The organism is Streptomyces sp. NPDC025651 (genome assembly GCF_055558735.1).
Genome location: NZ_JBVHLZ010000011.1, coordinates 250,408 through 274,515, shown reverse-complemented (window position 1 = coordinate 274,515; position 24,108 = coordinate 250,408). Strand labels below are relative to the sequence as shown.

General features: G+C 70.0%; 23 protein-coding genes. 9 read left to right on the top strand and 14 right to left on the bottom strand.

All coding sequences use genetic code 11. The features are described 5' to 3' along the window. Positions 1 to 11 precede the first annotated feature (11 nt). The 3 genes from ACZ4D5_RS33710 to ACZ4D5_RS33700 all read right to left on the bottom strand — a co-directional run bounded on the left by ACZ4D5_RS33710 (position 12) and on the right by ACZ4D5_RS33700 (position 2,783). Entirely contained in the window at positions 12 to 1,166 is a 1,155-nt protein-coding gene (locus tag ACZ4D5_RS33710) for a lipid II:glycine glycyltransferase FemX (RefSeq protein ID WP_467776278.1), read from the bottom strand. 369 nt (positions 1,167 to 1,535) lie between these two features. Continuing rightward, on the bottom strand, positions 1,536 to 1,976 hold the full coding sequence (locus tag ACZ4D5_RS33705; protein ID WP_467776277.1) for an OsmC family protein: 441 nt from the start codon (positions 1,974 to 1,976) through the stop codon (positions 1,536 to 1,538). Between the two features lie 135 nt (positions 1,977 to 2,111). Then, a complete protein-coding gene (locus ACZ4D5_RS33700) occupies positions 2,112 to 2,783 on the bottom strand; it encodes a molybdopterin-dependent oxidoreductase (RefSeq protein ID WP_467776276.1) in 672 nt (223 codons plus the stop codon). Positions 2,784 to 2,975: 192 nt separating this feature from the next. Between ACZ4D5_RS33700 and ACZ4D5_RS33695 the strand changes: the two genes are divergently transcribed. Further along, positions 2,976 to 3,887 carry a helix-turn-helix domain-containing protein gene (locus ACZ4D5_RS33695; protein ID WP_467776275.1) on the top strand — a complete coding sequence of 304 codons (912 nt, stop codon included), beginning with the start codon at positions 2,976 to 2,978 and terminating at the stop codon, positions 3,885 to 3,887. Between the two features lie 93 nt (positions 3,888 to 3,980). Further along, positions 3,981 to 5,039, top strand: a complete 1,059-nt coding sequence (locus ACZ4D5_RS33690) for a vWA domain-containing protein (RefSeq protein ID WP_467776274.1) — start codon at positions 3,981 to 3,983, stop codon at positions 5,037 to 5,039. An 83-nt stretch (positions 5,040 to 5,122) separates the two neighbouring features. On the opposite strand, the gene ACZ4D5_RS33685 is transcribed toward ACZ4D5_RS33690, so the two are convergent. The 3 genes from ACZ4D5_RS33685 to ACZ4D5_RS33675 form a co-directional block, all read right to left on the bottom strand. Beyond that, complete coding sequence (locus tag ACZ4D5_RS33685) at positions 5,123 to 5,869, bottom strand: DUF4232 domain-containing protein (protein WP_467776273.1); 747 nt, start codon at positions 5,867 to 5,869, stop codon at positions 5,123 to 5,125. 190 nt (positions 5,870 to 6,059) lie between these two features. Continuing rightward, complete coding sequence (locus ACZ4D5_RS33680; protein ID WP_467776272.1) at positions 6,060 to 6,623, bottom strand: GNAT family N-acetyltransferase; 564 nt, start codon at positions 6,621 to 6,623, stop codon at positions 6,060 to 6,062. Between the two features lie 286 nt (positions 6,624 to 6,909). Then, entirely contained in the window at positions 6,910 to 7,380 is a 471-nt protein-coding gene (locus tag ACZ4D5_RS33675; protein ID WP_467776271.1) for a DIP1984 family protein, read from the bottom strand. Between the two features lie 161 nt (positions 7,381 to 7,541). Here ACZ4D5_RS33675 and ACZ4D5_RS33670 point away from each other — a divergent pair, with 161 nt between their 5' ends. Then, positions 7,542 to 8,069, top strand: a complete 528-nt coding sequence (locus tag ACZ4D5_RS33670; protein ID WP_467776270.1) for a hypothetical protein — start codon at positions 7,542 to 7,544, stop codon at positions 8,067 to 8,069. 52 nt (positions 8,070 to 8,121) lie between these two features. Here ACZ4D5_RS33670 and ACZ4D5_RS33665 read toward each other — a convergent pair whose 3' ends face one another. Both ACZ4D5_RS33665 and ACZ4D5_RS33660 read right to left on the bottom strand, forming a co-directional pair. Beyond that, positions 8,122 to 9,156: an endonuclease/exonuclease/phosphatase family protein gene (locus ACZ4D5_RS33665; protein WP_467776380.1), complete on the bottom strand. Its 1,035-nt coding sequence runs from the start codon at positions 9,154 to 9,156 to the stop codon at positions 8,122 to 8,124. A gap of 227 nt (positions 9,157 to 9,383) precedes the next feature. Next, a complete protein-coding gene (locus tag ACZ4D5_RS33660; RefSeq protein WP_467776269.1) occupies positions 9,384 to 10,037 on the bottom strand; it encodes a M15 family metallopeptidase in 654 nt (217 codons plus the stop codon). Between the two features lie 406 nt (positions 10,038 to 10,443). Between ACZ4D5_RS33660 and ACZ4D5_RS33655 the strand changes: the two genes are divergently transcribed. Then, positions 10,444 to 11,358, top strand: a complete 915-nt coding sequence (locus ACZ4D5_RS33655) for a GNAT family N-acetyltransferase (protein ID WP_467776268.1) — start codon at positions 10,444 to 10,446, stop codon at positions 11,356 to 11,358. 186 nt (positions 11,359 to 11,544) lie between these two features. On the opposite strand, the gene ACZ4D5_RS33650 is transcribed toward ACZ4D5_RS33655, so the two are convergent. Continuing rightward, on the bottom strand, positions 11,545 to 12,306 hold the full coding sequence (locus ACZ4D5_RS33650; RefSeq protein WP_467776267.1) for a VOC family protein: 762 nt from the start codon (positions 12,304 to 12,306) through the stop codon (positions 11,545 to 11,547). 229 nt (positions 12,307 to 12,535) lie between these two features. Here ACZ4D5_RS33650 and ACZ4D5_RS33645 point away from each other — a divergent pair, with 229 nt between their 5' ends. Further along, positions 12,536 to 12,865: a deoxyxylulose-5-phosphate synthase gene (locus ACZ4D5_RS33645; RefSeq protein WP_467776266.1), complete on the top strand. Its 330-nt coding sequence runs from the start codon at positions 12,536 to 12,538 to the stop codon at positions 12,863 to 12,865. Between the two features lie 18 nt (positions 12,866 to 12,883). Here the strand turns inward: ACZ4D5_RS33645 and tpg are convergent, their stop codons facing one another. Together tpg and tap are read right to left on the bottom strand one after the other, a co-directional pair. Continuing rightward, a complete protein-coding gene (tpg, locus tag ACZ4D5_RS33640) occupies positions 12,884 to 13,441 on the bottom strand; it encodes a telomere-protecting terminal protein Tpg (protein ID WP_467776265.1) in 558 nt (185 codons plus the stop codon). Positions 13,442 to 13,447: 6 nt separating this feature from the next. After that, entirely contained in the window at positions 13,448 to 15,682 is a 2,235-nt protein-coding gene (gene tap, locus ACZ4D5_RS33635; protein ID WP_467776264.1) for a telomere-associated protein Tap, read from the bottom strand. Positions 15,683 to 16,010: 328 nt separating this feature from the next. On the opposite strand from tap, the gene ACZ4D5_RS33630 reads away from it, so the two are divergent. Further along, entirely contained in the window at positions 16,011 to 16,787 is a 777-nt protein-coding gene (locus tag ACZ4D5_RS33630) for a dienelactone hydrolase family protein (RefSeq protein ID WP_467776263.1), read from the top strand. Positions 16,788 to 17,019: 232 nt separating this feature from the next. Here the strand turns inward: ACZ4D5_RS33630 and ACZ4D5_RS33625 are convergent, their stop codons facing one another. Beyond that, positions 17,020 to 17,478: a carboxymuconolactone decarboxylase family protein gene (locus ACZ4D5_RS33625; protein WP_467776262.1), complete on the bottom strand. Its 459-nt coding sequence runs from the start codon at positions 17,476 to 17,478 to the stop codon at positions 17,020 to 17,022. A gap of 82 nt (positions 17,479 to 17,560) precedes the next feature. On the opposite strand from ACZ4D5_RS33625, the gene ACZ4D5_RS33620 reads away from it, so the two are divergent. The 3 genes from ACZ4D5_RS33620 to ACZ4D5_RS33610 all read left to right on the top strand — a co-directional run bounded on the left by ACZ4D5_RS33620 (position 17,561) and on the right by ACZ4D5_RS33610 (position 20,698). Next, positions 17,561 to 18,475, top strand: a complete 915-nt coding sequence (locus tag ACZ4D5_RS33620) for a sigma-70 family RNA polymerase sigma factor (protein WP_467776261.1) — start codon at positions 17,561 to 17,563, stop codon at positions 18,473 to 18,475. Between the two features lie 348 nt (positions 18,476 to 18,823). Then, positions 18,824 to 19,594, top strand: a complete 771-nt coding sequence (locus tag ACZ4D5_RS33615; protein WP_467776260.1) for an alpha/beta fold hydrolase — start codon at positions 18,824 to 18,826, stop codon at positions 19,592 to 19,594. 78 nt (positions 19,595 to 19,672) lie between these two features. Further along, positions 19,673 to 20,698 carry an aldo/keto reductase gene (locus ACZ4D5_RS33610; RefSeq protein ID WP_467776259.1) on the top strand — a complete coding sequence of 342 codons (1,026 nt, stop codon included), beginning with the start codon at positions 19,673 to 19,675 and terminating at the stop codon, positions 20,696 to 20,698. A 592-nt stretch (positions 20,699 to 21,290) separates the two neighbouring features. On the opposite strand, the gene ACZ4D5_RS33605 is transcribed toward ACZ4D5_RS33610, so the two are convergent. Both ACZ4D5_RS33605 and ACZ4D5_RS33600 read right to left on the bottom strand, forming a co-directional pair. Beyond that, on the bottom strand, positions 21,291 to 21,806 hold the full coding sequence (locus ACZ4D5_RS33605) for a lytic polysaccharide monooxygenase auxiliary activity family 9 protein (protein WP_467776258.1): 516 nt from the start codon (positions 21,804 to 21,806) through the stop codon (positions 21,291 to 21,293). A gap of 270 nt (positions 21,807 to 22,076) precedes the next feature. After that, positions 22,077 to 23,924 (bottom strand): coagulation factor 5/8 type domain-containing protein, encoded by a 1,848-nt coding sequence (locus tag ACZ4D5_RS33600; RefSeq protein ID WP_467776257.1) that lies wholly within the window; start codon positions 23,922 to 23,924, stop codon positions 22,077 to 22,079. Positions 23,925 to 24,108 lie beyond the last annotated feature (184 nt).

Below are 24,108 nucleotides of genomic sequence, written 5' to 3'. Positions count from 1 at the left end.
GCGGCGCGGGCTCAGCGCCCGCGCCGACGCATGTACAGGTCAAAGGCGCGGTAGACCAGCGGTCGCAGCGGCAGATCCCACTCCCCGACGTACCGCACCGCCCGCCCCCCGGTGCCGACCTTGAACCGGACCAGGCCCACCTGCGGATCAGCGGCGTCGAGTGTCGGCGTGATGCCCCGCAGGTCGTACACGTCGCAGCCCGCCGCCAGGGCGTCACGGATCATCGCCCACTGGCACGCGTGGGACCCCCGCACCTCACGTTTGGCCGTCGAGGAAGCGCCGTACGCGTACCAGGCGTGTCCGCCGACCCGCACCAGCAGCGTCGCGGCCACCAACTCGCCCTCGTGGCGTGCCAGATAGAGCGCGATCCGCCCGGGATCCTCGGCGCTCAACTCCGCGAACATCGTCTCGAAGTACGCCGGCGGCCGCGGCGTGAACCCGTCGCGCCCGGCGGTGTGCACGTACAGCTCGTGGAACGCCGCGAGGTCCGACGCGGCACCGACCGTGACCTCGACCCCCGCCTTCGCGGCCTTCCTGATGTTGCGGCGCCACTGCTGGTTCATGGCCTTCAGGACGTCGGCCTCGGACCTTCCCGCCAGCGGCACCTCGTACGTGAACTGCGGCTGCCCGGCCCCGAACCCGTCCTCAGGGCTCTGCGGCAGCCAGCCGGCCGCCCGGAGCCGTCGGCTCACCTCGGCACCGATCGGATCGACGTGCCCGTCGGGGAGCCCGGTGAGCCGCCGCACCCCCGGATCGGCCACGCCGTCCTTGACCTGCGCCGCATCCCAGGTGTGCGTGCGCACCGGCGGGCACAGCCGGATCGCGAACGCGCCACGGGCCTTGAGATGTGCCGCCAGCGGGTCGAGCCACGCGCCGATGTCGCCGGACCAGTCGATGTCAGGGCCCCACGGCACATACGCAAGCGTGAACCGCGAAAGCCCCGGCACCGGCCGGTGGAGGACGAGCCCCGCCCCCGCAAGCCGCCCGCCGTCGAACCAGCCGAGCGACTCGCTGCGCCACTCCGTCTTCACCCGCCCCCACGCCGGGGTCTGCGCAAAGTTCACCGACCGCCGCGCCCGCACGAAGGCCAGGTGCTCGGCGTCGCTGATCGGCGCGACGGTCAGCGACGCGGAAAGGGACAGGGGTGCTGGTTCACGGTAGGACATGACACCAGTCAAATCGGCCCTGTGTTGCCGACACGTATCCGCTTTTCGATACGCCGACGATACGCGCCGCTCAGGCAGGAGTGAGGTCGTACAACGCAACGCGCGCATAGAGCTACGCCCGTCGACGGCCCGGTGGGTGCGGGCGACCCGGAGTCGGCGGCCGCGGGTGCCATCCGGCTGCACGATCACGGAAACAAGGTCCGGTTCCGTGAGGTGTGGGTGGAGCCGCTGTACGGACGATGAGCTGTCCTGACCATCCACCGCCCTGAGGTTTCTCCGTCCTGACCGGGCCCCTGCCGTCGACTCGCGGGTCGACGGCAGGGGTTTTGGCAGGGGTTTCCTCGCGCTCATCCCCCGGTCGTTCCCCGGTCATCCCCCGGCGAAGAGCGTGGCCCCGTCGGGCCCCAACGCCTCGACGCGCGCGCCGTGTTCGACGGTGCGGCTGACCGTGCAGTACTTCTCGTGGGTCAGCCGGATGGCGCGCTCCAGCTTCTCGGCGGCGTTGCCGTCGCCCTCGGGCAGCTCGATTTCGTAGGCGACCCGGACGACGCCGACGCGGCCGTCGTCCTCGGGCCGGGAGACCGAGTCCACGACGATGCGCAGCCCGTCGTGGTCGACGGTCCGTGCCGTGCGGTCCACGACGAGTCCGCCGCAGCCGCCGAGCGCGGCGAGGAGGAGTTCGACGGGGGTGAAGGAAGGCTGGGCGTCGGGGTTGTCGGCGGCGGCGATCCGGACCTCGGCGCCGCGGTCGTTGCGGGCGGTCCAGTCGCGTTCGCCATTGCGTACGGTCTCGATGCGGTAGTCGGCCATGGCGGAACGGTAACCCGGTGGCGGGCCCGCCACCGGGCAAGCAGGTGGCGGTGGCCACGCGTCGCGCCCGCGACCGCCGTCGACCGCGCCGCGGTTGAAGCGGCTGCTACCAGGTGCGGACCGGGACGAGCGGTCTCACCGCGGCGACGTGCGGCTGCCGCGGGCGCTCAGTGCGCGGATCGGCCCGATCAGCGCCCGGTACACCGGCCTCACCACCCTGCCGGGAAGATAGCGGTGGCGTTCCTCTTGCCAGACCCTCGCCCTGCGGTGCGACACGATGGGCGACCACCGGTCCGGATCCCGGGGGCGGGTGGTGTGGAGTTCGATGCGGCAGAGGTGCTTGGTGCTGACGAAGCCGTACTGGCTCGGGCTGACCAGTCGCACCGGAGCTCCGTGGTCGCCGTCGAGCGGCTCTCCGTCGAGTCGGTCGGCGATGAGCACGTCGTCGCCCAGGGCGTCCTCGAGCGACACGACCGACCGGAAGCCGTCGAGCCCCTCGAAGGCGACATGGCTGACGAGGACGCCCGACGCGAGCAGCGGCTCGATCCGAAGGCGATACACGACCGCGAACGAGACACCCTCCCAGCGCAGGCCGGTTGCCGACCATCCGGCGACACAGTGGAAGTCGGCCGCGAGCTGTTCACGCGGCAGCTTCACGAGGTCGGTCACGGCCAGGGTGACGGCCTCGATCATGGCCCCGCCGATCTCGATCACCGGGTCGGCGGGGACCGGCGGAGGCGGGTGATGGAGGTGGGTGCCGAAGCGCGGGAATCCGTCGACGGCGCGTTGGCCGGGTGGAAGTGTCATGTCGATCCCCCATCGGGTGCCGGGCTTCAGTCCTGCTGGTCATGGATCCCTGTACGTGTGCGCAGCGACCCGGCTCCGGTGGCCTCCCCCGCCCTTCACCGGAGCCGGGCCGTCCGGCCCCCTGCCTCGTGCCGTTGGGCCGGTGCTCCATACGCTAGAACCTCCACCGCAGGGGAGATTCAAGGGGCTGAGATGGAAGTCACTTGGTCGATCGGCGAACTGGCCGCGCGCACGGGGTTGTCGGTGAAGGCCATCCGCTACTACACCGACATCGGCCTGCTGCCGACGGCCCCGCGCAGCGAGGGAGGCCACCGCCGCTATCCGCCACAGGCCCTGGAACAGCTGCGCATGGTCCGGCAGTTGCGTGCGCTGGACGTACCGGTCGCGGCCATCGGCGACGTCGCGGCCGGTGGGCGCCGTCTCGGCGATCTGGTGACCCAGCACTTGGAGAACACCAGGACACGGCTGGCCGAACTGCGGTGGCGCGAGGCGGCGTTGCAGGCACTGGAGGAGAGCTCCGGCCCGGAGCGGCTGCGTCGGCTGCACGTGCTGGCCAGGGTCGCGTGCCGACCGCAGGCCGCCGCGGACCTCGCCCAGGCGTGGCAGCGCGTCCTGCCCACCGGCCTGCCGGCGCGCCTGGCCGACGCCATCACCGCGCAGGCCGTTCCCGAACTGCCGCCCGACCCGACACCCGAGGCCGTACTGGCCTACGCCGAGCTCCATGTCCTCGTGGCGGAGCCCGCGTTCCTGGACTACTGGGCCGCGCCCCACGTGCGGGACAAGGCGTCGATGTACGCGGCGCTCCTCGACGCCCAGAACGGCGCCGCACCGGCCATCGCCGCCGGGCGCGCGCCGCACCGGTGCGAGGCGCTGGAGGCTTTCTGCCGCGCCTGTGCCCGTGCCCGCGAGATGGAGGACACCCCCGCCTTCCGGGCGTTCATGGCCGCTGACATGCAAGTCACCGTCCCCCTGTTCCGTCGCTACTGGCAGCACCGGGACACTCTCGTCACCACCGCCGAGCCGAGCCTGGGAAAGGCGCACTGCTGGCTCGTGGAGGGGGTCATCGCCGAGCACGGCCCCCGCGCGGTGAACCGGCGCGGGTGACTGCCCGTCAACGGCCTTCGCCAAAGGCCGTTGTCAGTGCCTCCCCATAGAGTGAAACCATCACTCGGGGAGCCTCGGAGGGGGAGCAGAAACATGCCTGCAAACAAGATCCAGCACAAGGTGAATCACGTCGCTCTGGTGGTGGACTGTTCGGGTTCCATGCGTCCGCATCAGAGTCAACTCATCCGCGTTGTGGACGAATTCGTCGCGGGGCTCAAGGCCGAGTCGGACAGTCTCGGCCACGAGACCCGAATCAGCCTCTACTCCTTCGACCACCAAGTCGAGAACCTGGTCTGGGACATGGATGTGAAGCACCTTCCGTCCATGCGGGGTCTGTATCGGGTCAACAATGGAGCCACGGCGCTCATTGAGGCTTCTTTGAAGTCCCTGGACGACCTGGGCCACATCTGGGAGGAATACGGCGAGCACAGCTTCCTCCAGATCGTGGTGACGGACGGCGAGGAGAACGCCTCCGGCGGTGACAGGCGGCACGACGGCGACATGACGATCCTCGGCCCCTGGCTCGACAGGATCACGGCGAAGATGGGCGCGCTTCCCGGCCACTGGACCTCCGCGATCCTCGTGCCGAACTCCCTGGCCAAGCGCACCGCCCAGAACTACGGCTTCCCCGCGGGGAACATCGCCATCTGGGACGCGGACTCCCAGAAGGGCGTCGAGGAGGCGATCGGCACCGTGCGCGCCGCCGCCACCAGCTTCCTCCGAGGACGGGAGCAGGGAGTGCGCGGCACCAAGAACCTGTTCGCCGTCGGACAGGACATATCGGTCGACGAGGTGCGAGCCAATCTCGAACCCATTCCGGCCGACAAGTACCGCCTCCTGAAAGTCGACCAGGAGACCGAGATCCGCCCCTTCGTGAATTCACATCCGGGCGTGACGTACGAACGCGGCGCCTGCTACTACCAGTTGGGCGCCCGAGCACAGGTGCAGCAGAACAAGGAAGTCATCGTGGTCGAGAAAGACACCGACCGCGCCTATACGGGAGACGCGGCACGCAGCCTTCTGTTCGGTACGGGTATCCAGGGAACCGTCTCCGTGAAGGCGGGCAACAATCCCAAGCTGGAGGTATATGTGCAGAGCCGTTCGGTGAACAGGAAACTCAAGCCGAATACGCGCCTGCTCATCATGCTCTGAAACCAGAGGAGTCGACGCGCCGCGTTCGGTGACCGACGGAGGCGCTCAGCCACACACCTCGGCGTGCGGCTGAGCGCCTGCGTTCACTTCGACATGATGAAGTCCAGGGCGACGCCGGATGCCGTCGTCCAGTAGGTGACGAGCTGCCCGTCGTCCGCGTACAGCGTGTCGACGGGCATGGGGACGTCGATCGACTCACCCGCCTTGCTGCCGAGCTTGCTGCCGTGGAGGGTCAGGCCGATGCTGTTCGCCTCGTACTCGTCCCTGGCACCGCCCGCGACGAGCAGGGCGGCGTGCGCCTCCTCGCCCGGCGCGATGGTCATGGGCTTGCCCGGGTCCGGGCTGCTGCCCTTGATCACGGGAGTCGTGGACCGGGCTTCGCCGATCTTCACGTAGGGGTAGTGGTAGACGTTGCACTTCTTGTCGCCGGTGTTCTGGACGGTGATGAGGAGGTGCCTGGCCTCCTTGCTGTCCGCGGGCTCCTTCTCGGCGGAGACGGCCAGCTCGTCGGCGGTGCAGGCGGCGATGGCGGTGTCCGCGCCACCCTTGCCCCCGCTGTTGCCATCGCTGTTGTCGTCGCCGCCGTCACCACTGTTGTCGCCGCCGCCCTCACCGCCCGGCGTGGCCGGACCCGTCACGCTCGGGCGGTCCGCGGGCTTGGCGTCACCCGAGTCCTGATCAGCGCTCGACTCGCATGCCGTGGCCCCGAGCAGCGCGGTGACCGCGGCGGCCCCGAGTGCACAGGACCTCCACCGCCTGAGGTTCGTGTGGTTCTTACGGCCGCTGTGGCTCTCGTAGCTCTTGCGGCTCTTGCGGACAGCAGTATTCATGGTGTTCCCCCGTTGTCAGACACACAGAAGTTCTCGGCTCTCGACAGCTCTCGGCTCTCGATCGCGAGCAGATTCTGCACCAGGAACCGCCCTCAACACGTGTGCCGTGTACGTCTGTTACCGATCACGTACAAGAAAGACACGGTTGCCACGGACCGCGCGACACGGGACGGGGCGGAATCCGGGGGCATCAGGACGTGCTGTCGGCGGGCGGCGCAGGGCGGTTCAGCCGCCAGACCACCACGATGCCGCTGCCTGCGGGAGCCACGGGCTGCGTCGCCGGTTCACGCAGGACTTCCGTGAAGCCCAACCGGCGCGGGACGGCGGCGCTGGACGTGTTGGCCAGGTCGTGCGCGATCTCCAGGTACTCCACGTCCGGCAGGGTGAACATCTCGGCGACCACGGCCGCCGCCGCTCTCGTGGCGATGCCCCGGCCGGTGGCGGCGGGGTGCAGCCAGTAGCCCACGCGTCGGCCCTGAGGTTCGGCCCCGCGGTAGGTCTGGCACATGCCCAGGAGAGTGCCGTCCTCGGCGATCGCGTAGGTGTACACGTCGCCGCTCGCCCACTTCGCCTCGGACTTGGCGAGGAAGTCCCGGGTGCTCTGCTCGCTGTGCCGGGCCGCCCACGGCTCCCAGGGGCGCAGGTGGTCCAGCGACTCCTCGATCAGCTTGAACGCCGGAGCGAAGTCGGCCTGCCCCCGCCAGCGTCGCAGGACGAAGTCTCCGCACTCGATGATCTGCCTCGGTCGCTGCATGGCGACCATGCTTCTTCGCGGAACCGCTCGCCGCAACGGCCTGTGGGGAGATGCGATGTGGAGAGCCCCGAACCCGCCCTCACCGCTTCGGATCTGCACGTGGTGATGTGCCGTGCGATGTGCACTGTTACCTGTACACCGTGCTGAGCTGCACTGTTGATGGGGAGTCGAACCCCGGCGTTGCTCTTCACGCGCCACAGGTGAGCCGGAAGAACCGCCGGCCCTCGGCGTGTGCACGCCTCCGAAGCAGCTACCTGCTCCACACCGTCTCCGCCCGCCGGACCGGTCAGTCCAGCAGGTCGACCTCCCAGTTCGTGCGCTGGATCAGCACATCGACCTCGCGGATCTCCCTGGCGAGGACGTCCGCCTGGGCGCGCAGTTCCGCCACCGGAAGCGCGGAGAGCATCATCAGCTCCGAACGGAGCTGCCGGCCGTAGCCGCGATCGCCGGAACCCGCTGCCGCGTCCGCCGCCGCGGTGACCACCGAGTGACGCAGCCGCAGGACGTCCCGGCGTGCCAGCGCGTCGGTGAGCGTGCTGTCCGGGCCCAGCTCCACCGCGGCGTTGGTCCGGTTGATCCGCCGGATCAGCGATTCGAGGGTGTCCAGGGCCTCACCGGCCTCGGCCAACAGCTGGCCGGCGTCCTCTGAGGGCGTCTCGCCTTCCTGGTACCGCGCGTTGCTGACGACTCGCGCCCGCAACTGCTCCACACGCCGTGCGGCTTCCGCGCGTTCCGCCAGCGCCTCGGCAAGCTTCACTGCCCCCACCTCCGTCTTCCTTGAGCTCGCACGAGTATACGAGTGCAAACCGGCGCATACGCACCAGGTTCCTCCCCGCCGAAGATGGCAGAGTCCTTCATATGCAGATATCCGGATCCAGATCCACATGTGTGATCGGTGCCCTCGCCCTGGGAACCGCTTTGACCCTGACCGCCTGCGGACAGCAGCACGCCGGTCCGACGGCGACCGGCTCCGCCCCGAGCCCTGACGCCACGCGCTCCCCTGTCGGCCCCGCGCGCGGCAACGTGGAGCCCGACTCCCACGACGGAGCCCCGCACTACCGCGAGAACAACGGCTTCAAGATTCCCGCGGACATGTCCCCCGCCGGTGAGAAGGCCGCCCGCGAAGAGGCCGCCCGCATCGAACCCGTCCTCAAACGGCTCTGGGCAGCCAAGGTGTGGGATCCGAAGACGGTACGCGCGGCCCTGGTCGAACTGGGCTACCGGACAAGCGCGGACGGCGAGCAACGCCTCGGAACGCTCACCGTGCAGGAGATGGACTCGCGCTTCGAAACGGACCACTACGTCACGCCCGAAGGCACCCAGATCGCCCTCCGCGTCCGCAAGGACGCCTGCGTCACCGCGTTCACGCAGCCGACCAACTATCAGGTCTCCACCAACGGGCCGTACATGGAGACCGGTTGCTTCGAGCCGCGAGGCGGCCACTGAGCACCGTGCTCTCGGGACGCATCTCGCGTACGGGCTTGCCCGACTCCGGCGTTCACCAGCTGATCCCGGCCGCCACCGGCCGGTGATCGCTCCCGGTGGCCGGCAGCACCCACGAACTCGCCGGCTCCACGCCCCGGACCAGGATCTGGTCGATCCGCACCACCGGGAACTTCGCCGGCCAGCTGAAGCCGAAGCCGTCCCCGGCCGTGTCCTGGGCCGAGCGCAGGTGCGAGGTGATGCCGGCGAACGCGCGGTCGTCCATGGTGCCGTTCAGGTCACCGAGCAACACCACCCGCTCGTTGCGCTCGGCGGCGACGGCCTCGGCGAGCGCCTGTGCGCCGCGATCCCGGTCGTCCGTCGCGAAGCCGACCCCGGGGACCACACGTACGGACCCGAGGTGGGCCACGTACACCACCAGCGGCCCCTGGTCCGTGGCCACCGTGGTGCGCAGCGCCCGGTTGTCGGCCATCTTGGCGTCGGCCGGCTTGGCGTCCCCCAGTGGCCCGACATCCTGCTCGGTGTCGACGGGCCGGGTGTCCGACAGCGGCAGTCTGCTCCACAGTCCGACCGTGCCCTGCACCGTGTGGTGCGGGTACGCCTTCGCCAGTTCCTTCTCGTACAGCGGCTTCGCCTGCGAGCTGATCTCCTCGAGGGCCAGCACGTCCGCGCCTGAGGCGGCCAGGTCGCGGGCGGTACCTGCCGGGTCGGAGTTGTCGGCGTCCACGTTGTGGCTGACCACGGTGAGATCGCCGCCCGAGTGGGACTTGTCGACGAGCAGCCCGCCGTAGAGGCTCAACCAGCCCGAGACCGGCAGCAGCAGCGCGAGAACCGCGGAGGCGGAGCGGCGCCACAGCGCCCCGGCCAGCAGCACCGGGATGAACAGGCCGAACCACGGCAGGAAAGTCTCCACCAGGCTGCCGAGGCCCCCGCGGTCCGTGACGTACGTGTGCAGCAGCATGAGCAGGCCGAGCAGCAGCGCCAGCGCCGCGAGCACCAGGCCGCGCTTCCAGGGATCCGGCCGGAAGGCGAGAGGGGCATCGCCTGCGCGACCGAAGCCGAGAGTTCGGGGAAGGGGCGTTCGGCGGATGCCCGCGCGCCCGGCCCCGGTTGCGGTTCCGGCCCCGGAGCTGGTGTCGGAGCCGGTTCCAGAGCCGGAGCTCGTGCCGGTTCCTGGGCCGGAGCCGATGCCGGTCCCAGGGTCAGAGCCAAAGCCGGATCCGATGCCGGATTCGGTCTCCCGAGGGCCCGCGCCCTCCTGTCCGGCCTGTTCCGCCGTGTCGACCTGCACGATCGTCTGCCCTCGCTCGCTACCGGTCACTGCTGCATCCTCGGGTCCTGGGTGGGGTCGGCGTACATCCGCGGGCAGCCGTCCTCGATCGCTTCGGGGCGCAGTTCGTAGTGCCAGGGCTCGTTCCCGTAGATCTGGCAGAGCCCGTACTCGTCGCCGTGGTCGGACAGCCACTCCGTCGCGTTGGAGCGCCCGATGTCGACCGCCTCCCCCGCCACGTGAGGAGACGTCTTCGCGGTGGCCACCCACCGGGCGGCCTCGGCCTTTGACCCGTACTCGGAGACCGCCTCGCGAAGAAGCTGCTCCTGGTATGCCGGGGAACGCCAGCCGCTGTTGACGAACAGGGCGACCCCGTCGCCGGCGGCGTCGTGTGCGGCTCGGCGGAGGGCCTTGAGCACATCCGGATCGAGGTTTCCCACGGCCGGGACATCGCCGTCGAAGACCGTCGTGCCGTCGGGGACGGCACCGTCGTCCTCACCCAGCGCACCACGGTGCCCACCGGGCGGATCCTTCGAGGGCGGTGCGACCAGGGAAGACGAGGCGGACGAGGGGGACGACGAGTGCAGGGCCCGGTAGCCGAGGGGCACGGTGATCGCCGCAAGGACGGCTATCAGACCGACGACAAGACTCCAGTGAATCCGGCGGGGCGTTGTCCGCGCCGACGGCGGCATGTGATTCATGCCGTCAGTCAAGGCAGTGCGGCGTTGCCGGCACGTATGCGGTTTTTGATACGTCGGCGATATGTGCCGACTCTTAGCATCAAGGGCGTGCGCGTGTTGATCGTCGAGGACGAACCCTTTCTGGCTGACGCCAAAGGGCACCGGGCGCTGCCAGAGGTGTCTGGATGGCATAGGCCACGAACCGCCGGGAAGGCCGGGTGCCGGGGCACAACCGCCCCGACTGAACGCGGAGCGGACGACGGCCGTATGAACCCCTGGGCCGCGAGGCCGTGTCGGGGCACCGCACTGCGAGGCACCTTGCTCCAGGGCACCTCACTTCCGCACGGTCCCAGCGCTGACGTACTGTTGTCCGCATACCGCACCGTATGGCGGCCTCCTCGCACAGTTCTCCGACCGGAGGTCACCCATGTCCGCACCCACGGTGCGTCTCATGCGCCGCGACGACCGCGACCAGCTCACGGAGTTGGTCAACCAGCATGTCGCCGCTGTCGTTCCCGGAGTCTCGGTCTCCGTCAACACCGTTCTCAGCTGCCTGGAGCGGCAGCCGGACGAGTTCATCACCGATCCCTGGGTGGGCGAGCGGATGACGCTCGTCGCCGAGCAGCGCGGATCCGTGGTGGCCGCGGCCCACCTGCTCCGCTACCGCGCCGACGCCGAGGTCGGCGAGGACTACCGGGACGCGGGCGACATCAACTGGTTCGTCTGCCGTCCGTCGGCCTCCTTCTGGCCCGACTCCGACGCCGCCGCGCATCTGCTGATGACCGCCTGCCTGGCCCAGCTCGCACGGTGGAACGTCCGTGTCCGCCACGCCTCCGGCGAGCTGCCCGCCCCGGTCGTCCACGGCCTGCCGCGCAACTGGCCGCACGTTCGCGCCGTCTACGAACGCGCGGGCTTCCGGCACGTCGGGGACACCGAAGTGATCCTGATCGCGCGGACGGCCGACCTTCCGGCGCACAAGCCGCAGCCGGGGCTCACCATCGAGCGCACGCTCGGGGAGTGCGGTACCCGATTCACGGCGTACGAGGAAGGGCGCTCGGTCGGTTTCATCGAGGTCGACACGGCCTTGTCCCGCGCCGAACGCCACACCCGTTCCGCGGGCCTGGCGGACATCGGCAACCTCCACATCACCCCGGCCCACGAGGGCAACGGCCTGGAACAGGTGCTCATCGCGCAGGCCGCCGATTGGCTCCGCCTGTGCGGCGTGGACCGCCTCGTCGCCTATGAATCAGCCGCTGACCGGACGGCGATCGACCGGCTGACCTCGGCGGGTTTCCAGGAACTCACGCGCACCGACCGCTGCTGGGAACACCGCCCGCAGTGACCGCGCCCCAGGACCAGCACGCCCGGCATGGGCGTGCTGGTCAGGCCTCGCGCAGGATGGGGACGGGGTACGACGGGGGCGGCGTACGACGGGCACGGCGCATGACGGACGCAGTACATGACGGACACGACCACGACAGGCATGGCCCACGCGCGGACAAGGCTCACACGCCCGAGTGCCGGAGTCTCATGCGGGCTTCGCCTCGGCACGAGGGGCGAGGACGCAGAACTCGTGCCCCTCCGGGTCGACCAGGCACCGCCACGGGACATCGCCCTGGCCGAGGTCGAGGTCGACGGCGCCGAGGTCCCGCAGCCTGGCCACCTCCGCCTCCAGGTCTTCACCGGGGTAGGGCAGCACGTCGACATGAACGCGGTCCGGCACGGTCTTCGTGCCCGGCGTGCGGAGGAACTCGAGGTACGGGCCGACGCCCCGGGCGGAGCGCAGCACCGCGCGGTCGTCGGTCGCCTCGTGCAGGGTCCAGTCCACCGCCTCGCCCCAGAACCGGGCCATGGCCCGCGGATCCTCGCAGTCGACGACCACCGCGGCCACCGGCCCGGTGTCCCGGTAGATCTCCCGAGGTTCGAGAACGCAGAACTCGTTGCCCTCCGGGTCGGCGAGGACCGTCCACGGCACATCTCCCTGACCGATGTCGACGGGCTTCGCACCGAGCGCCTTGAGGCGCTCGACCAACTCCGCCTGATGAGCCGCGGAGGTGGTGGCCAGATCGAGGTGCACACGGTTCTTCGTCGTCGACTTGGGCTCCGGCACCCGAACCACGTCGACGCAGACGGCGACCGGGTCCGGCCAGACGAAGCCGCCCGCGGGTTCCACGTTGGTCACGCCCGGACCCTCACTGGAAACCCCCCAGCCGAGCGCCTCCGCCCAGAACCGGCCCACCGCCGAGTCGTCCAGAGCCTTGATGTTCACGTTCACCGGTCGCAGTGCCATGCCGGTGATCTTATGCACCCGCTCCGCATCGGCATCCGCGCCGGGGCCGATCAGGGATCAACTCCCTTACCGCGCGCGGTGCTCGACTCGCGCTCGAAGGACCGGACACCACGGCCTTCACGGACCTGCGCGAACCTCGGGAGGCAACGCGGCATGAACCAGCCCCTCAGCCACCTCGTGGCGTCGACCAGCACCTGCAAAGCGCGGCAACGTGCCCTAGCCTGACCTGATGCCTCATGGAACGACCTCGTACGTCTGCCTCTCCTGCCGGGTCTCGTACAAGCAGCCGTACGACAGGACCAGGCAGCGGACCTGCCCGCGCTGTGGAGAGCCGATGCTCCATGCGGGCTCGGCATTCGCGGCGCCCCGGAGGCGGGACCTCGCGGCGTGGCGGACGCTCACCGTGTTGCTGAACGCGGGCGTGGGCTTCCACAAGAGCTGCTGCGGCGGGCCCGGCTACCGGCCCCGGACGCTGCGCGAGGTGCGCGCACGGATGACGTACGCGCGACGTACCAGCACACCGGCGGCCGAGGCGCTCGCGCGGCCCGATGTGCCATGACGCGTGCCCGGCAATCCCCTACAACTCGAAATCGATCCGCTCCACGTCGGTGAACTCCACGCCCAGGCCGTGCGCCCGGGTGTTGTTGGCGCGGAAGTACATCTCCGCCAGGCCCTCCGCGGCGATGCGCTGGAGCTGCTGTTCGGTGGCGCCCTGATCGCGGGCGGTGAACAGGCGGCCGGCCCACTCGGGCGGCAGGGCCTGGGTGATGTCGCGGATGCGGGCGTCGTCGGTGGTGCCCGGGGCGGCGGTGAACCCGAAGCGGGCCCGCGTGGAGACGACCAGGCCGTCCGTGGCAACCGCCTTCTTCTTGGCCTTCGCCCGGACCTGCGGCTGCCACCGCTTCTTGACCTCGTCCTCCAGGCGCTCGCGCAGGCCGCGCCGGGGCCGCTTCAGCCTGCCCGCCACGTACCTCTCCACCGTGCGCTGGGAGATGCCGAGCGCCTGAGCCGCGGCTTTGGTGCCCTTGAGCTGCTTGACCAGGTACTTCATCTGGGCCTGGGCGCTTTTGGGGACGGGGCGGGTGAACGCCCCCTCCAGCGCGCGGTCCAGGCTGTCCCCGAGCGAGTCCACCATGACCTGCTACTCCCCTTCCCCGGCCGCCGGGTCGGTCTTGATGAGGTTGGCGACGTTGAACACCCCGCCATGCTCCTCGAACTGCTCCTCCGCCCACAGCACGGTCTGCGTGCCCTGGTGTTTGACCATGCCCGGCGAGACACCGAGCCGGAACGTGCCCGGCGCGGGCTTGCCCTCCGGCGTGAACGGCAGGACGTCCAGCGGGGACGGGCCCGGCGAGGGGTAGACGATGGCGTCGGTGCCGATGGCGACCGGGTACAGGTCGGCCGCCGCTGCGGTCTTCATCAGCTTGCGGTGCAGGCCGATCCGCTGGTTGGCGAGGACGGCGGCCCGGATGTCGGGGCGCCACGTCTCCCGCGCGAGCGCCGGCCACGGCTCGTAGTACGCCACCTGACCGCGGTTGCGCTGGCGCAGCTTGCCGATGCCGCCCTTCGCCGTCGACTTGATCGCGCCGACCAGCAGCGCCATCACCGGGTCCACCTGCTTGGAGCGGGCCATCGCCGCCAGGAACTCGGCGCCGCCCAGGTCGCCGGTGACGCCGAGGTCGGCCATCGTCTCCATGTACGCGTCGCGCAGCCGCTTGTACCAGCCGTCCAGGTAACGGCCGGACCGCATACGCACGTACGCCTCGAGGGGCGCGACCTCGAAGCCCAACTCCACCGCGTACGCGACGGTCGGGGTGGCGTACCAGGCCGGCCCTGCGGGCCGCTCCCCCTTCGGCGTGAACGGCGACGGGAGCCGGTCGCCGTCGACGGTGCGGCCGCCCATGTCCACGCGGGACAGGTCCACGTGCGAGAGGTCGACCAGCCAGGAGCCGGGCAGCGCCGGGTCGAAGGCCGGGCCGCCCGTCAGATGGGTGGGCCCGTCGAGGCCGACCGTGAGTCCGTTCGCGGCCGCGGCGAACGACATGTTGATGTCGACGGCGACCAGGTAGCGGTGCGCGCACTCCTCATCGGTGAGCGGGCGGCACCAGTCGTAGGGCTCCTCCATCAGCATCTCGGCCGGAGTACGCAGATGGTGCCGCGCGAACTTCCCCTTCAGCAACGGGTGTTCGTCCGGCACCTCGCACTCCACCACGTCGTACACCGCGGTGAGCGCGTCGGCGTTGAACGCCCGCTCGAACTCCCCGGTCGCCTCGTTCTTGGCCGCACGGGTCGGCGGGCGCAGCGCGGTCATCAGCTCCAGGCCGGTGACCGCCGCGGTGCCGCGCGGCGTCATCACCCGCTGGGCGTACGCCCCCAAGTAGCGGGCGAGGTCGGCCGGGTGCATGCCGGGCAGCCGCGGGTCGTCCTTCTTGTCCCACTCGCGTACGTCCAGTGCGTTCCACGCCGGGATGCACAGCTGGACGCAGTTGCGCCTGGCGCCGTCGGCCGGGCGGTAGATGCGCGCCCACGGCCCGAACCCGCGCTGGGTGAGCTTCCATTCGGCCCTGACGAGCTGCTTGACCACCTTGTGGTCGTCCGCGAGGCATCCGGATCGCTGCTCCTCTTCGGACAGGGCGGCGGGCAGGCCGTAGCGCTCCAGGGCTGCGGGGGTGAGGACGAGGACGGGGTCGGCGTCGCGGCCGTTGCGGTGCAGGCGGGCCTGGCCGAGCCTGGCCTCGGTCAGCGTCCATTCGACCAGGGACGGCAAGGACTTGGCGGGCACGTCCAGGACCAGGCCGCCGACGCAGTACGCCTGGACCTGCCCGCTGTCGTGGTCGACGTCGACCACGGCGAGGGGGCCGTTCTCGAAGCGCGGGTCCGCGGCCGGAGCAGCCGAGGTGGTCGACTTCCGCGCAGCCTTCGTCGCCTTCGTCATCGGCTTGCGCGCCGCGCTCTGGGCTCCCGGGCGTCGGGAAGGCGTGGCGGGCCGTCCGGGAGTCGACGCCGGACGGGCCGCTGGGGCCGACGCCGCCGGGGCTCCGTTCGCCGCGAAGGCAGCGGGCTCGGGCCGGGCCTCGGGCGCCGCGGCCGGGGCTGACGCGGCGTCGGGAGCGGCAGCGGGGGCCGGGAAGCGGGCCGCGAGCCCCTCGAGGAGCCGGGCATAGGCGGCACGCTTCGGCGGCCGCGGCTCGGTCCTGCCCGACTCCCAATTCCCCACCGCCTCACGGCGGGTGCTCAAGGCCTGGGCGACCTGCTCCTGACTCAGCCCGGCAGCCTCGCGCAACCGCTTGCGCTCGGCGGGCGCCGGCAGACCGTCCTGAGCAGCCTGCTCCAGCAACGCGTCCACCGCACTGAACAGCTGATCCTCAGCGGGCACAGACCTCACCTCCAGCCGTCACCGTACATGGATCGCGCCTCGGTTCACGCATGAAACACGCGCCAATCGCTTGCAGATCGCATACCTATGCTGAGCTCACCGGTCCTCGGCGGCCCGGGCAGGCCCGGCGCCGGTCGCGTCACGGAGCCTCGCGAAAACCCTTTGGCGGGCCGCAACAACCGCTGCTAGCTTTCCGGAGGCCGTGCGAGAGAACGAGGAGGTGGTACCCGTGAACGCAGAATCGACATGGGTGCTCCCCTTCGGGGTCACGGTCGGGCGATAGGTCGTCCGGGAGCGCCGTTCACGAGCACTCCCGAAAGGCACGACCATGCACTTCACTTCCCAGCGGCGCCTCGACGACGGCGTCCTCGAACGCGAATTCACCCTCGGCGAGATCCCCGGCACCCTGTGGACACCCGAGTCCCCCGAACCGGCCCCGCTGATCCTGATGGCCCACAACAACGGCCTGCCCAAGGCGCAACCGCGGCTGGTGGCCCGGGCCCGGCTCACCGCGGCGCGCGGCTACGCGGTGGCCTCCATCGACGCCCCCGGGTGCGGTGACCGACCTCGTTCCGCCGCCGACGAGCAGGCCCGCGTCGACATCCGCAGGGCGATGGAGGCCGGCGAGCCGGTCGACGAGATCTTCGAGTCCTTCATCGGCCCGCTGGTCGAGAAGGCCGTCCCGGAATGGCGGACCACCCTGGACGCCCTCCTTTCGCTGCCCGAGATCGACGGCCCGGTCGGCTACTCGGGGTGGACCGCCGTCGGCATCCACCTCGCGGTGACCGAGCCGCGCATCGCGGCCGCCGGTCTCTTCGCCGGGGGCTACGTGCCCCGCGCCCAGCGCGAGGAGGCCCGGCACGTCACCATTCCGCTGCTGCTCCTGCTGCAGTGGGACGACGAAGGCAACCCCCGGCAGCGGGCCCTGGACCTGTTCGACGCCTTCGGCACCAAGGAGAAGACGCTGCACGCCAACCTGGGCGGACACACCGGCACTCCGTGGTTCGAGATGGAGGACGGTGGCCGGTTCTACGACCGGCACCTGAAGCGAGGCCGGGCCCGCCAGGCAGACGGTAGGCGGAGGCCGGTGACTGGTGATCGGTGACCGGTGACCGGTAAGGAGTAGGCGGTGGGCGGTGAGGCAGTGGGACGTGTCGACCGGACGCCGCCCGCCGGGACGACGGGCCCCGCCTCAAGGCGGGGCCCGTTTCAAGGCGGGGCCCGTTTCAAGGCGGGGCCCGTTTCAAGGCGGGGCCCGTTTCATGCCGCCACAGACAGGGGGCGCCTCCGCTCCCGGCGAGCCGACCAGTCCGTACCGCCCGGGCCGACCGGTCCGCTCACCAGGTCTTGCCTGCCTGCTCCCGGATCGTACGGTTGATGCGGTTGAAGAAGTTGGTCAGCGCGATCTCCAGGGTGATCGCGCCCAGTTGCTCCTCGCTGAAGTGGCCGGCGGCCGCGTCCCAGACCTCGTCGGTCACGCCCGGCGCGCCGTCCTGGATCCGGGTGGCGGCCTCGGTCAGAGCAAGGGCCGCCCGCTCCTGCTCGGTGTAGAAGGGCGTCTCGCGCCACGCGACCACGTTGTGCAGCCGTTCCTCTGTCTCACCGGCCTTCTTCGCCGGCTCGATCGAGGCGAAGACGCACGGGCCGCACCCGTTGATCTGGCTGGTCCGCAGATGGACCAGGGAGAGCAGGCGCTGGTCGACTCCCCCGGCGTGAATCGCCTTGTAGAGGTGCTGGATCGCGGTGATCACGTCGGGGTTCGGCGGGCTGCTCATGCGTGTCGTACGTGCTTCCATCGGTGGTGCTCCCTCATCGGTTACCTGTGCCCCTTCGGGCCCGTCATCCCCATGACGGAGCAGCGCCGAGGAAGGTAACAACATGTCCGACACCAGCTCGATGGACCCGATGGCCGAGGCGTTCGAGGCCGAGCGCGACCGGCTGCGCGCGGTCGCCCACCGCATGCTCGGGTCGCGCGCCGACGCCGATGACGTGGTCCAGGAGGCCTGGTTGCGGCTCTCGCGCCAGGACGCGGCGGCCATCCACAACCTCGGCGGCTGGCTGACCACCGTGGTCGGCCGGATCAGCCTCGATGTCCTGCGATCGCGCCAGGCCCGCCCGGAAGCGACCTACGACGACGGCCTGCCCGAGCTCGTGGTGACGCCCGACGACGGCCCTGCTCCCGAGGACGACGCGCTGCTCGCCGACTCCGTCGGGGTCGCCCTCCTCGTCGTCCTGGAGTCGCTGCGGCCGAGCGAGCGGCTGGCGTTCGTGCTGCACGACCTGTTCGCGGTGCCGTTCGACGAGATCGGCCAGATCCTCGGCAAGTCCACCGCCGCCGCCAAGATGCTCGCCAGCCGGGCCCGCAGGAAGGTGCGGACGACGGAGCGGCCGACCGGTGTCGGACGGGAGCAGCGAGAGGTGGTCCAGGCCTTCCTGGCGGCCGCCCGCGACGGCGACTTCGAGGGGTTGCTGCGGGTACTCGACCCCGAGGTGAGACTGACCGTCGACACACCGTCCGGCGTCGTCGTCACCCTCGGCGCCACCAAGATCGCAGCCGCCGCCCAGCTGTCCGCCGGCGCGGCCGGACAGGGATGCGCGGCGCTCGTCAACGGACTCCCGGGAATCGTCTCCTGGCGCGAGGACGGCACGCCGCTCTCGGTCATCGCGTTCACCGTCGTCGAGAGCCGGATCACCGACATGACGGTCGTGACCGACCCGGCCAAGCTCGCGTCGATGAACCTGCCGGACCCGACACCAGCGGCGCCCCGGCGCTCACCGGACCGCAGGCGCTGACGAAGTCCACACCTCTACCTCAGGTCGAGAGATCACTCATGCGTCGCATGAGGGTTCACCCGCATGGGCCCTGCCCCGAACAGAGCGAGCAGAGCAAACAGAGCGAGACCCATGCGGCATGATCAATGATCAGGTCGGCAGCACGTGTTCGGCAGAACGCGTGAGGAGCCGAGCGACCTCCGAGCGCGGCACCGAGCATTCTCGGAACCGGCCACGACCTGCACCTCGAACGGCCGGAGCTCCTACACACCTGCTCTCGGAGTTCCTGGAGACGCTCACCTGAGTTCCTGAAAAAACCTGACGCCCAACCGGTCGGTCGAGAGCAGTGTCGGCGTTAGCATGCGCGCCATGCGCGGGTTCTGCACAGTCGACCAACGACGCCTGTCCTTCCTGGACTTCGGCGGTCCGGGGATCCCGATGCTGGCGCTCCACGGGCATTACAACGAGGCGTCGGCGTTCGCCCCGCTCGCCGAGGCGCTGGCACCGCGATGGCGAGTGATCGCTCTGGACCAGCGTGGGCACGGTGAGTCCGACCGCGCCCAGAGCTATCGGCGGGCCGACTACGTCGCCGACGTCGCGGCTGTTCATCACCATCTGGGGCTCGGTCCGGTGCCGGTGCTCGGTCACTCGTTGGGCGGCGCGAACGCCTATCAGTACGCGGCCCGACACCCGGGCCGGGTCACGGCCCTGATCGTCGAGGACGTCGGCGCCGTGGTGAACGCCGACTGGTCGTTGGCCACGCAGCTGCCTCGCAACGCGCCGTCCCGCCAGGCGTTGGCCTCCGCGCTCGGCTCGACGGCGCCGTACCTGGAGTGTTCCTTCCGCCGGTTCGACGACGGCTGGGGATTCTCGTTCGACATCGAGCACACGGTGCAGTCCCACAAGGCCCTCACCGGCGACTACTGGAGCGACTGGGAGTCGGTGACCTGCCCGACCCTGCTCATCCGGGGAACGGACAGCGTCGTACTGACGCAGGATCATGCCCGGGAAATGATCGCCCGCCGAGCCGGCCGGGCCGAGTTGGCCGACATTCCAGCCGGGCACGTGGTGCACTGCGACGCTCCCGACCGGTTCGCCGCCGTGGTACGCACCTTTCTTTCTCAACTCCCCATGGCGTAACACTCACACGTCGGATGAAATCGGGGGTCGGGGACGACTCCCTCCCCGACCTTGCCCCCTGACAAGGAGAATCACCCCATGCGTACCCATCAGCTCGGCCGCAGCACGGTAGAGGTCACTGAACTGGGCTTCGGTGGCGGGCCGTTGGGAGGCCTGTTCGCGCCACTGGACGACGAGACCGCCGCGGAGGCGCTGAGCGCCGCGTGGGACGCCGGTCTACGTTACTTCGACACCTCGCCGCACTACGGCATAGGGCACTCCGAACGCCGCATCGGCCAGATGCTGGGAGGGAAGCCGCGGGCGGCGTTCACCCTCTCGACGAAGGTCGGCCGGTTGCTGGTGCCGCAGGATCCGGCCGGACGGATGGACGAGGCGTTCGCCGTACCGGCCACCCACCGCCGGGTGTGGGACTTCTCCCGCGACGGCGTCCTGCGCAGCGTCGAGGACTCGCTGACCCGTCTGGGCACCGACCGCATCGACGTGCTGTACCTGCACGACGCCGAGGAACACTTCGAGGCCGCACTGCGCGACGGCTATCCGGCGCTGGCCGAGCTGCGCGCCCAGGGCGTGGTCGGTGCCGTCGGCGCGGGCATGTACCACCCCGGCAAGCTGACCCGCCTGGTGCGGGAGACCGACGCGGACGTGGTGATGCTCTCCGGCCGCTACACCCTGCTGGACCACAGCGCCCTCGACGAACTTCTGCCCGCCTGCGCGGAACGGGGCGTCTCGGTCCTGGCCGCTTCGGTCTTCAACTCCGGCCTGCTGGCCACCGACCGCCCCGAGCCGGGAGCCCGTTTCGACTACGCCCCCGCCGCACCGGAACTCTTGAAGCGGACGAACCGGATCGCGGACGTCTGCGAGGCACACGGCGTGACAGCCCCTCAGGCGGCCCTGGCCTTCCCTCTGCTGCACCCGGTCGTCGCCGGAATCGTGGTCGGCATGAGAACCACGGACGAAGTACGGCGCAACCTCGAGGCCTTCGACGCACGGATACCTCCACAGCTCTGGTCCGACCTGTGCGAGGAGGGCCTGCTGGACGAACGCGCCGTGCAGGAAAGGACACGCGTCCCCTCCCGGCCCTCCCCCTCGGACGCGGGTGAATGACCTCCCTCGCCGGTGAGGCGCCGCTCAGGTAAGAACCCGTCCTCGTGGAAACGCGTACGGAGGTGCCTCCTCGAGAGGTGGGTCGCCACTGAGAGACTCCCCCTATGGGATCTTGGGGAACCTCGGGGCCGGTGCTGTTGTCTCTCGCCAGGGTCACGCTCGGCGCCGGTGGCTCGCTGCTGGGCCAGTACCTAGGCATCGCGTTGCAGGTGGACAAGGCGGCATGCACGGACTCGGACAGTGGCAACCCTCAGCCTGACCGAAGCAGCCCGAGGCGTGATGTCCGACCCTTCCGTGGCGCGCGGGGCGCAGGTCCGTTTCATGGACGCGGCGTACGACGACATGTGGCCCGGCCGGCGACGCGCAGACGGGCAACCCGTCGCACCCCGGTGAGATCGCCTGTCGAGCCCCAGGAGGCCATGAGTCATGGCCGTCGATCCTGCGATCCGTCGTCTCCCGTGGGACCGAAAGCCGGACCGAAAGCCGGACCGTCTGCCCGGAGCAGGTCCTGGGCGCGCTCCAGGTCCCGCTCCGTACGCATCAACGGATGACAAACCGTCACCCTTCAGCTCGTTCAGCTTGTTCAGCTCGTTCAGCGGATGTTGACGTCAATGCAGGCGTAGAAGGCGTTGGCCGTGTCGCCGATGTTCCACACCGCCAGGACCTTGTGCCTGCCGGTGAAATTGCCGAGGTTGACCTGGTGCGAGACGGTCGACGGGGGCTGCTGGTTGTTGCCGTCGATGGTGGCCACCTTCGTGCCGTCGACGAAGTACTCGTAATTCGCGGTGCGGTGCCGGGCCGTGAACGTCCAGGTGAAGGTCTGCGTCCTGCTGACGTCGCTGACCTTCCAGCCCTTGCTGTCGTCGTTGAGCTCCGCGAACCTGGCGTTGCCGCCGTGGCAACTGCGCAGACCCTTGGGGCCCTCGACGCTCTGCGGTTCGTACTTGATGTCTCCGCACGGCACCGTCCTGGCGGCGCACTGCGCCTGACGGCTCGCCGGTGCGTTGACGTAGCCGTGCGCGCTGGCCGAGCCGGTCGGCAGCGTGAGGGCGAGGACCGGTGCGAGGCCGGCGCCGATCGCGGCGGCTATCTTCCGCTTCTTGTCCATGCATGACTCCTTCACGGCATTGCTTCATGGGGGTGTGCGGCGTGAAGAGCTCTCGTGGGGGTGCGAGGTAGGGGGCAAGCGTTGTGGTCGGTGGGGCCGAGCGGAGGCCAGATACGTGCGACCACCGATTAGTCCAGACCATAGACTTTGGCGAGACCCGGTCAAGGCCGGTTTCGAGCCACGCCTCGGCACGGATGTTCTCGGCGCGGTCGGCATACGTCTGGGACTTCCCGTCCACCGACCCCGTCTCCGTCGAAGTGGGGGCGGTGGTCAGGGGTACGCGACCACAGTGGAGGGCTTGGTGTCCGTCCCGGAGGTGGGGCTGCCGGTGGAGTTGATCACGTGCGCGTACTGGCCCTTGCCGCCGAGGGAGACGACCAGCAGGTGGTGGAACTTCACGCCCGGCTTGTTCGGAGCGGCGAAGCCGTGCTCCTGGACGATGGTGGGGTCCACGTTGTAGTAGCAGTACGAGCCGAGTCCCCAACCCTCGTGGCTGGTCACGGAGTCGGCGACCTTGTAGGCGGCGAAGCCCCGCAGGTTCCCGTTCTGGATGGCGGCCTGGTCGGGGGCGTCGTACGCCTTCTCGTTCTGGAAGAAGATCGTGCGGCCGCGCTCGCCCTTCCACTGCACGTCGTACTTGTTGAAGTGCTCCACGAACAGCCCTGTCGCCAGGACGTCGTCGCCGTTGACCACGACGCCGTGGTCGGCGCGGTTGGTCTCCCAGCCGACACCGTCGCCGTGGTCGGCGCGCCAGACCCAGGTGTGGTCGACGATGGTGTGCCGGCTGTTGACGACCATGCTGGTGGTGGCCTTGCCCACGCCCGCGCCGCCGATGCGGATGAACACGTCCTGCAGCGTGATGGGGTTGCCGGCGTGCCCCGCCGACGACCCCTCGGGGCCCACCTCCAGGAGTACCGCGGAGTTGTCCCGCCCCGCGTCGACGAGGACACCGGCCAGCCGCACGCCGTCGACGTCGGCGATCTTCATGGCGGTCACCCCGCCGTCGGGCACGAGGGTGGCGTAGCCGAGACCGAGGACGACGGTGCCCTCGCGGGTGACCTCGATGGGCCGGTCGACGTGGTAGATGCCGGGGGTGAGCAGCAGGTTCTTGCCTTCCTTGAGCGCCGAGTTGAGGGACGCGGCGGTGTCGCCCTCCTTGGCGACGTGGAACGCGCTCAGCGGCAGCGACTCGCCTCGGGGAGTGCCTCCGGCCCAGCTGGTGCCGCGGGCCGCGGTGCGCAGCGCGGGCAGGAAGACCTTGTACTCCCCGCCGTCCAGATAGAGGAAGGGCTTCTCGCGCGAGACAGGGGTCGTGTCGAGCGTCGTGTAGGGCGGGTCCGGGAAGGACTGCGCGGGGGCACCCTCGACGCCGGAGAACACCATGTTCCACACACCGTTCAGCCAGCCGCCGACGGAGCTGTCGCGGGTGTACCACTGCTGCTGGGAGTACGGCTGCACGGTGCCGTCGACGCGGCTGTCGGCGATGTAGCCGCCGCTCGCCCAGCCGTATCCGTCCGGGGCCAGGTTGAGGTTGCCGCGTACGTGCATACGGCGGAACGGCGCGGCCTGGGAGACGGCGAAGCGGTTCGTGCCGTTCACGGGTTTGAGGGAGAGGTTCTCGGCGGAGCGCCAGAAGTTCTGGGTGGCGTTGCCGTTGAACCAGCCGGCGTCCACGGTCACGTCACCGTTGAAATGAGTGTCGTCGGGCGAGAGGCCCAGACCCATGATGGAGGTGTAGAAGCCGAGTTGGGCGTTGAGGCCGTTGTAGGTGCCGGGCTTGAACAGCAGCGCGTAGCGGCCGCTGCCGAACTGGGCCGATTCCTGCTTTCTGAAGATGTCGTCAAGTGTGGCCTGGATACCGGGCGTTGACGGGTCGAAGACCAGCACGTTGGGGCCGAGGTCGGGCGCCGCGGCCGCCGCTTTCCGTGCGGCACCCATCGCCTGGGGCGCGGCGAGCAGACCTGCGGCCGGGACTGCCGCGGCCGTGGCCGCCAGCACTGTCCGGCGTGAGACGCCGTGCCGGAGAGGGGCGGGGAGACCGACGGGCTCGACAGGTTCTGTGGTCACGGGTGGACTCCATGAGGTGTGGGGGTGGCGGGGGCGGCGGGGGTGGTTCATGCGATTGGGGACGTACGGCCGACACGGAGGTCCGCGCTCCCCTGTTCAGAAAATGAACACCGGACGGCCTGAGAGCGCTCTCTCGCGTTGGATGGTTACGGCAGTGAAACGTGGCGTCAAGGGGGTGCGCACGTACGAGTCGGACCGGAGCCTCGGGCCTCAACTCCCGTACGCCACACGGGTT

Excerpts from the sequence above, each read along its gene's own strand:
- ACZ4D5_RS33710 (WP_467776278.1), bottom strand. The coding sequence starts at position 1,166 with ATGTCCTACCGTGAACCAGCACCCCTGTCCCTTTCCGCGTCGCTGACC.
- ACZ4D5_RS33705 (WP_467776277.1), bottom strand. The coding sequence starts at position 1,976 with ATGGCCGACTACCGCATCGAGACCGTACGCAATGGCGAACGCGACTGG.
- ACZ4D5_RS33700 (WP_467776276.1), bottom strand. The coding sequence starts at position 2,783 with ATGACACTTCCACCCGGCCAACGCGCCGTCGACGGATTCCCGCGCTTC.
- ACZ4D5_RS33695 (WP_467776275.1), top strand. The coding sequence starts at position 2,976 with ATGGAAGTCACTTGGTCGATCGGCGAACTGGCCGCGCGCACGGGGTTG.
- ACZ4D5_RS33690 (WP_467776274.1), top strand. The coding sequence starts at position 3,981 with ATGCCTGCAAACAAGATCCAGCACAAGGTGAATCACGTCGCTCTGGTG.
- ACZ4D5_RS33685 (WP_467776273.1), bottom strand. The coding sequence starts at position 5,869 with ATGAATACTGCTGTCCGCAAGAGCCGCAAGAGCTACGAGAGCCACAGC.
- ACZ4D5_RS33680 (WP_467776272.1), bottom strand. The coding sequence starts at position 6,623 with ATGCAGCGACCGAGGCAGATCATCGAGTGCGGAGACTTCGTCCTGCGA.
- ACZ4D5_RS33660 (WP_467776269.1), bottom strand. The coding sequence starts at position 10,037 with ATGAATCACATGCCGCCGTCGGCGCGGACAACGCCCCGCCGGATTCAC.
- ACZ4D5_RS33655 (WP_467776268.1), top strand. The coding sequence starts at position 10,444 with ATGTCCGCACCCACGGTGCGTCTCATGCGCCGCGACGACCGCGACCAG.
- ACZ4D5_RS33650 (WP_467776267.1), bottom strand. The coding sequence starts at position 12,306 with ATGGCACTGCGACCGGTGAACGTGAACATCAAGGCTCTGGACGACTCG.
- ACZ4D5_RS33645 (WP_467776266.1), top strand. The coding sequence starts at position 12,536 with ATGCCTCATGGAACGACCTCGTACGTCTGCCTCTCCTGCCGGGTCTCG.
- tpg (WP_467776265.1), bottom strand. The coding sequence starts at position 13,441 with ATGGTGGACTCGCTCGGGGACAGCCTGGACCGCGCGCTGGAGGGGGCG.
- ACZ4D5_RS33630 (WP_467776263.1), top strand. The coding sequence starts at position 16,011 with ATGCACTTCACTTCCCAGCGGCGCCTCGACGACGGCGTCCTCGAACGC.
- ACZ4D5_RS33625 (WP_467776262.1), bottom strand. The coding sequence starts at position 17,478 with ATGGAAGCACGTACGACACGCATGAGCAGCCCGCCGAACCCCGACGTG.
- ACZ4D5_RS33620 (WP_467776261.1), top strand. The coding sequence starts at position 17,561 with ATGTCCGACACCAGCTCGATGGACCCGATGGCCGAGGCGTTCGAGGCC.
- ACZ4D5_RS33615 (WP_467776260.1), top strand. The coding sequence starts at position 18,824 with ATGCGCGGGTTCTGCACAGTCGACCAACGACGCCTGTCCTTCCTGGAC.
- ACZ4D5_RS33610 (WP_467776259.1), top strand. The coding sequence starts at position 19,673 with ATGCGTACCCATCAGCTCGGCCGCAGCACGGTAGAGGTCACTGAACTG.
- ACZ4D5_RS33605 (WP_467776258.1), bottom strand. The coding sequence starts at position 21,806 with ATGGACAAGAAGCGGAAGATAGCCGCCGCGATCGGCGCCGGCCTCGCA.
- ACZ4D5_RS33600 (WP_467776257.1), bottom strand. The coding sequence starts at position 23,924 with ATGAACCACCCCCGCCGCCCCCGCCACCCCCACACCTCATGGAGTCCA.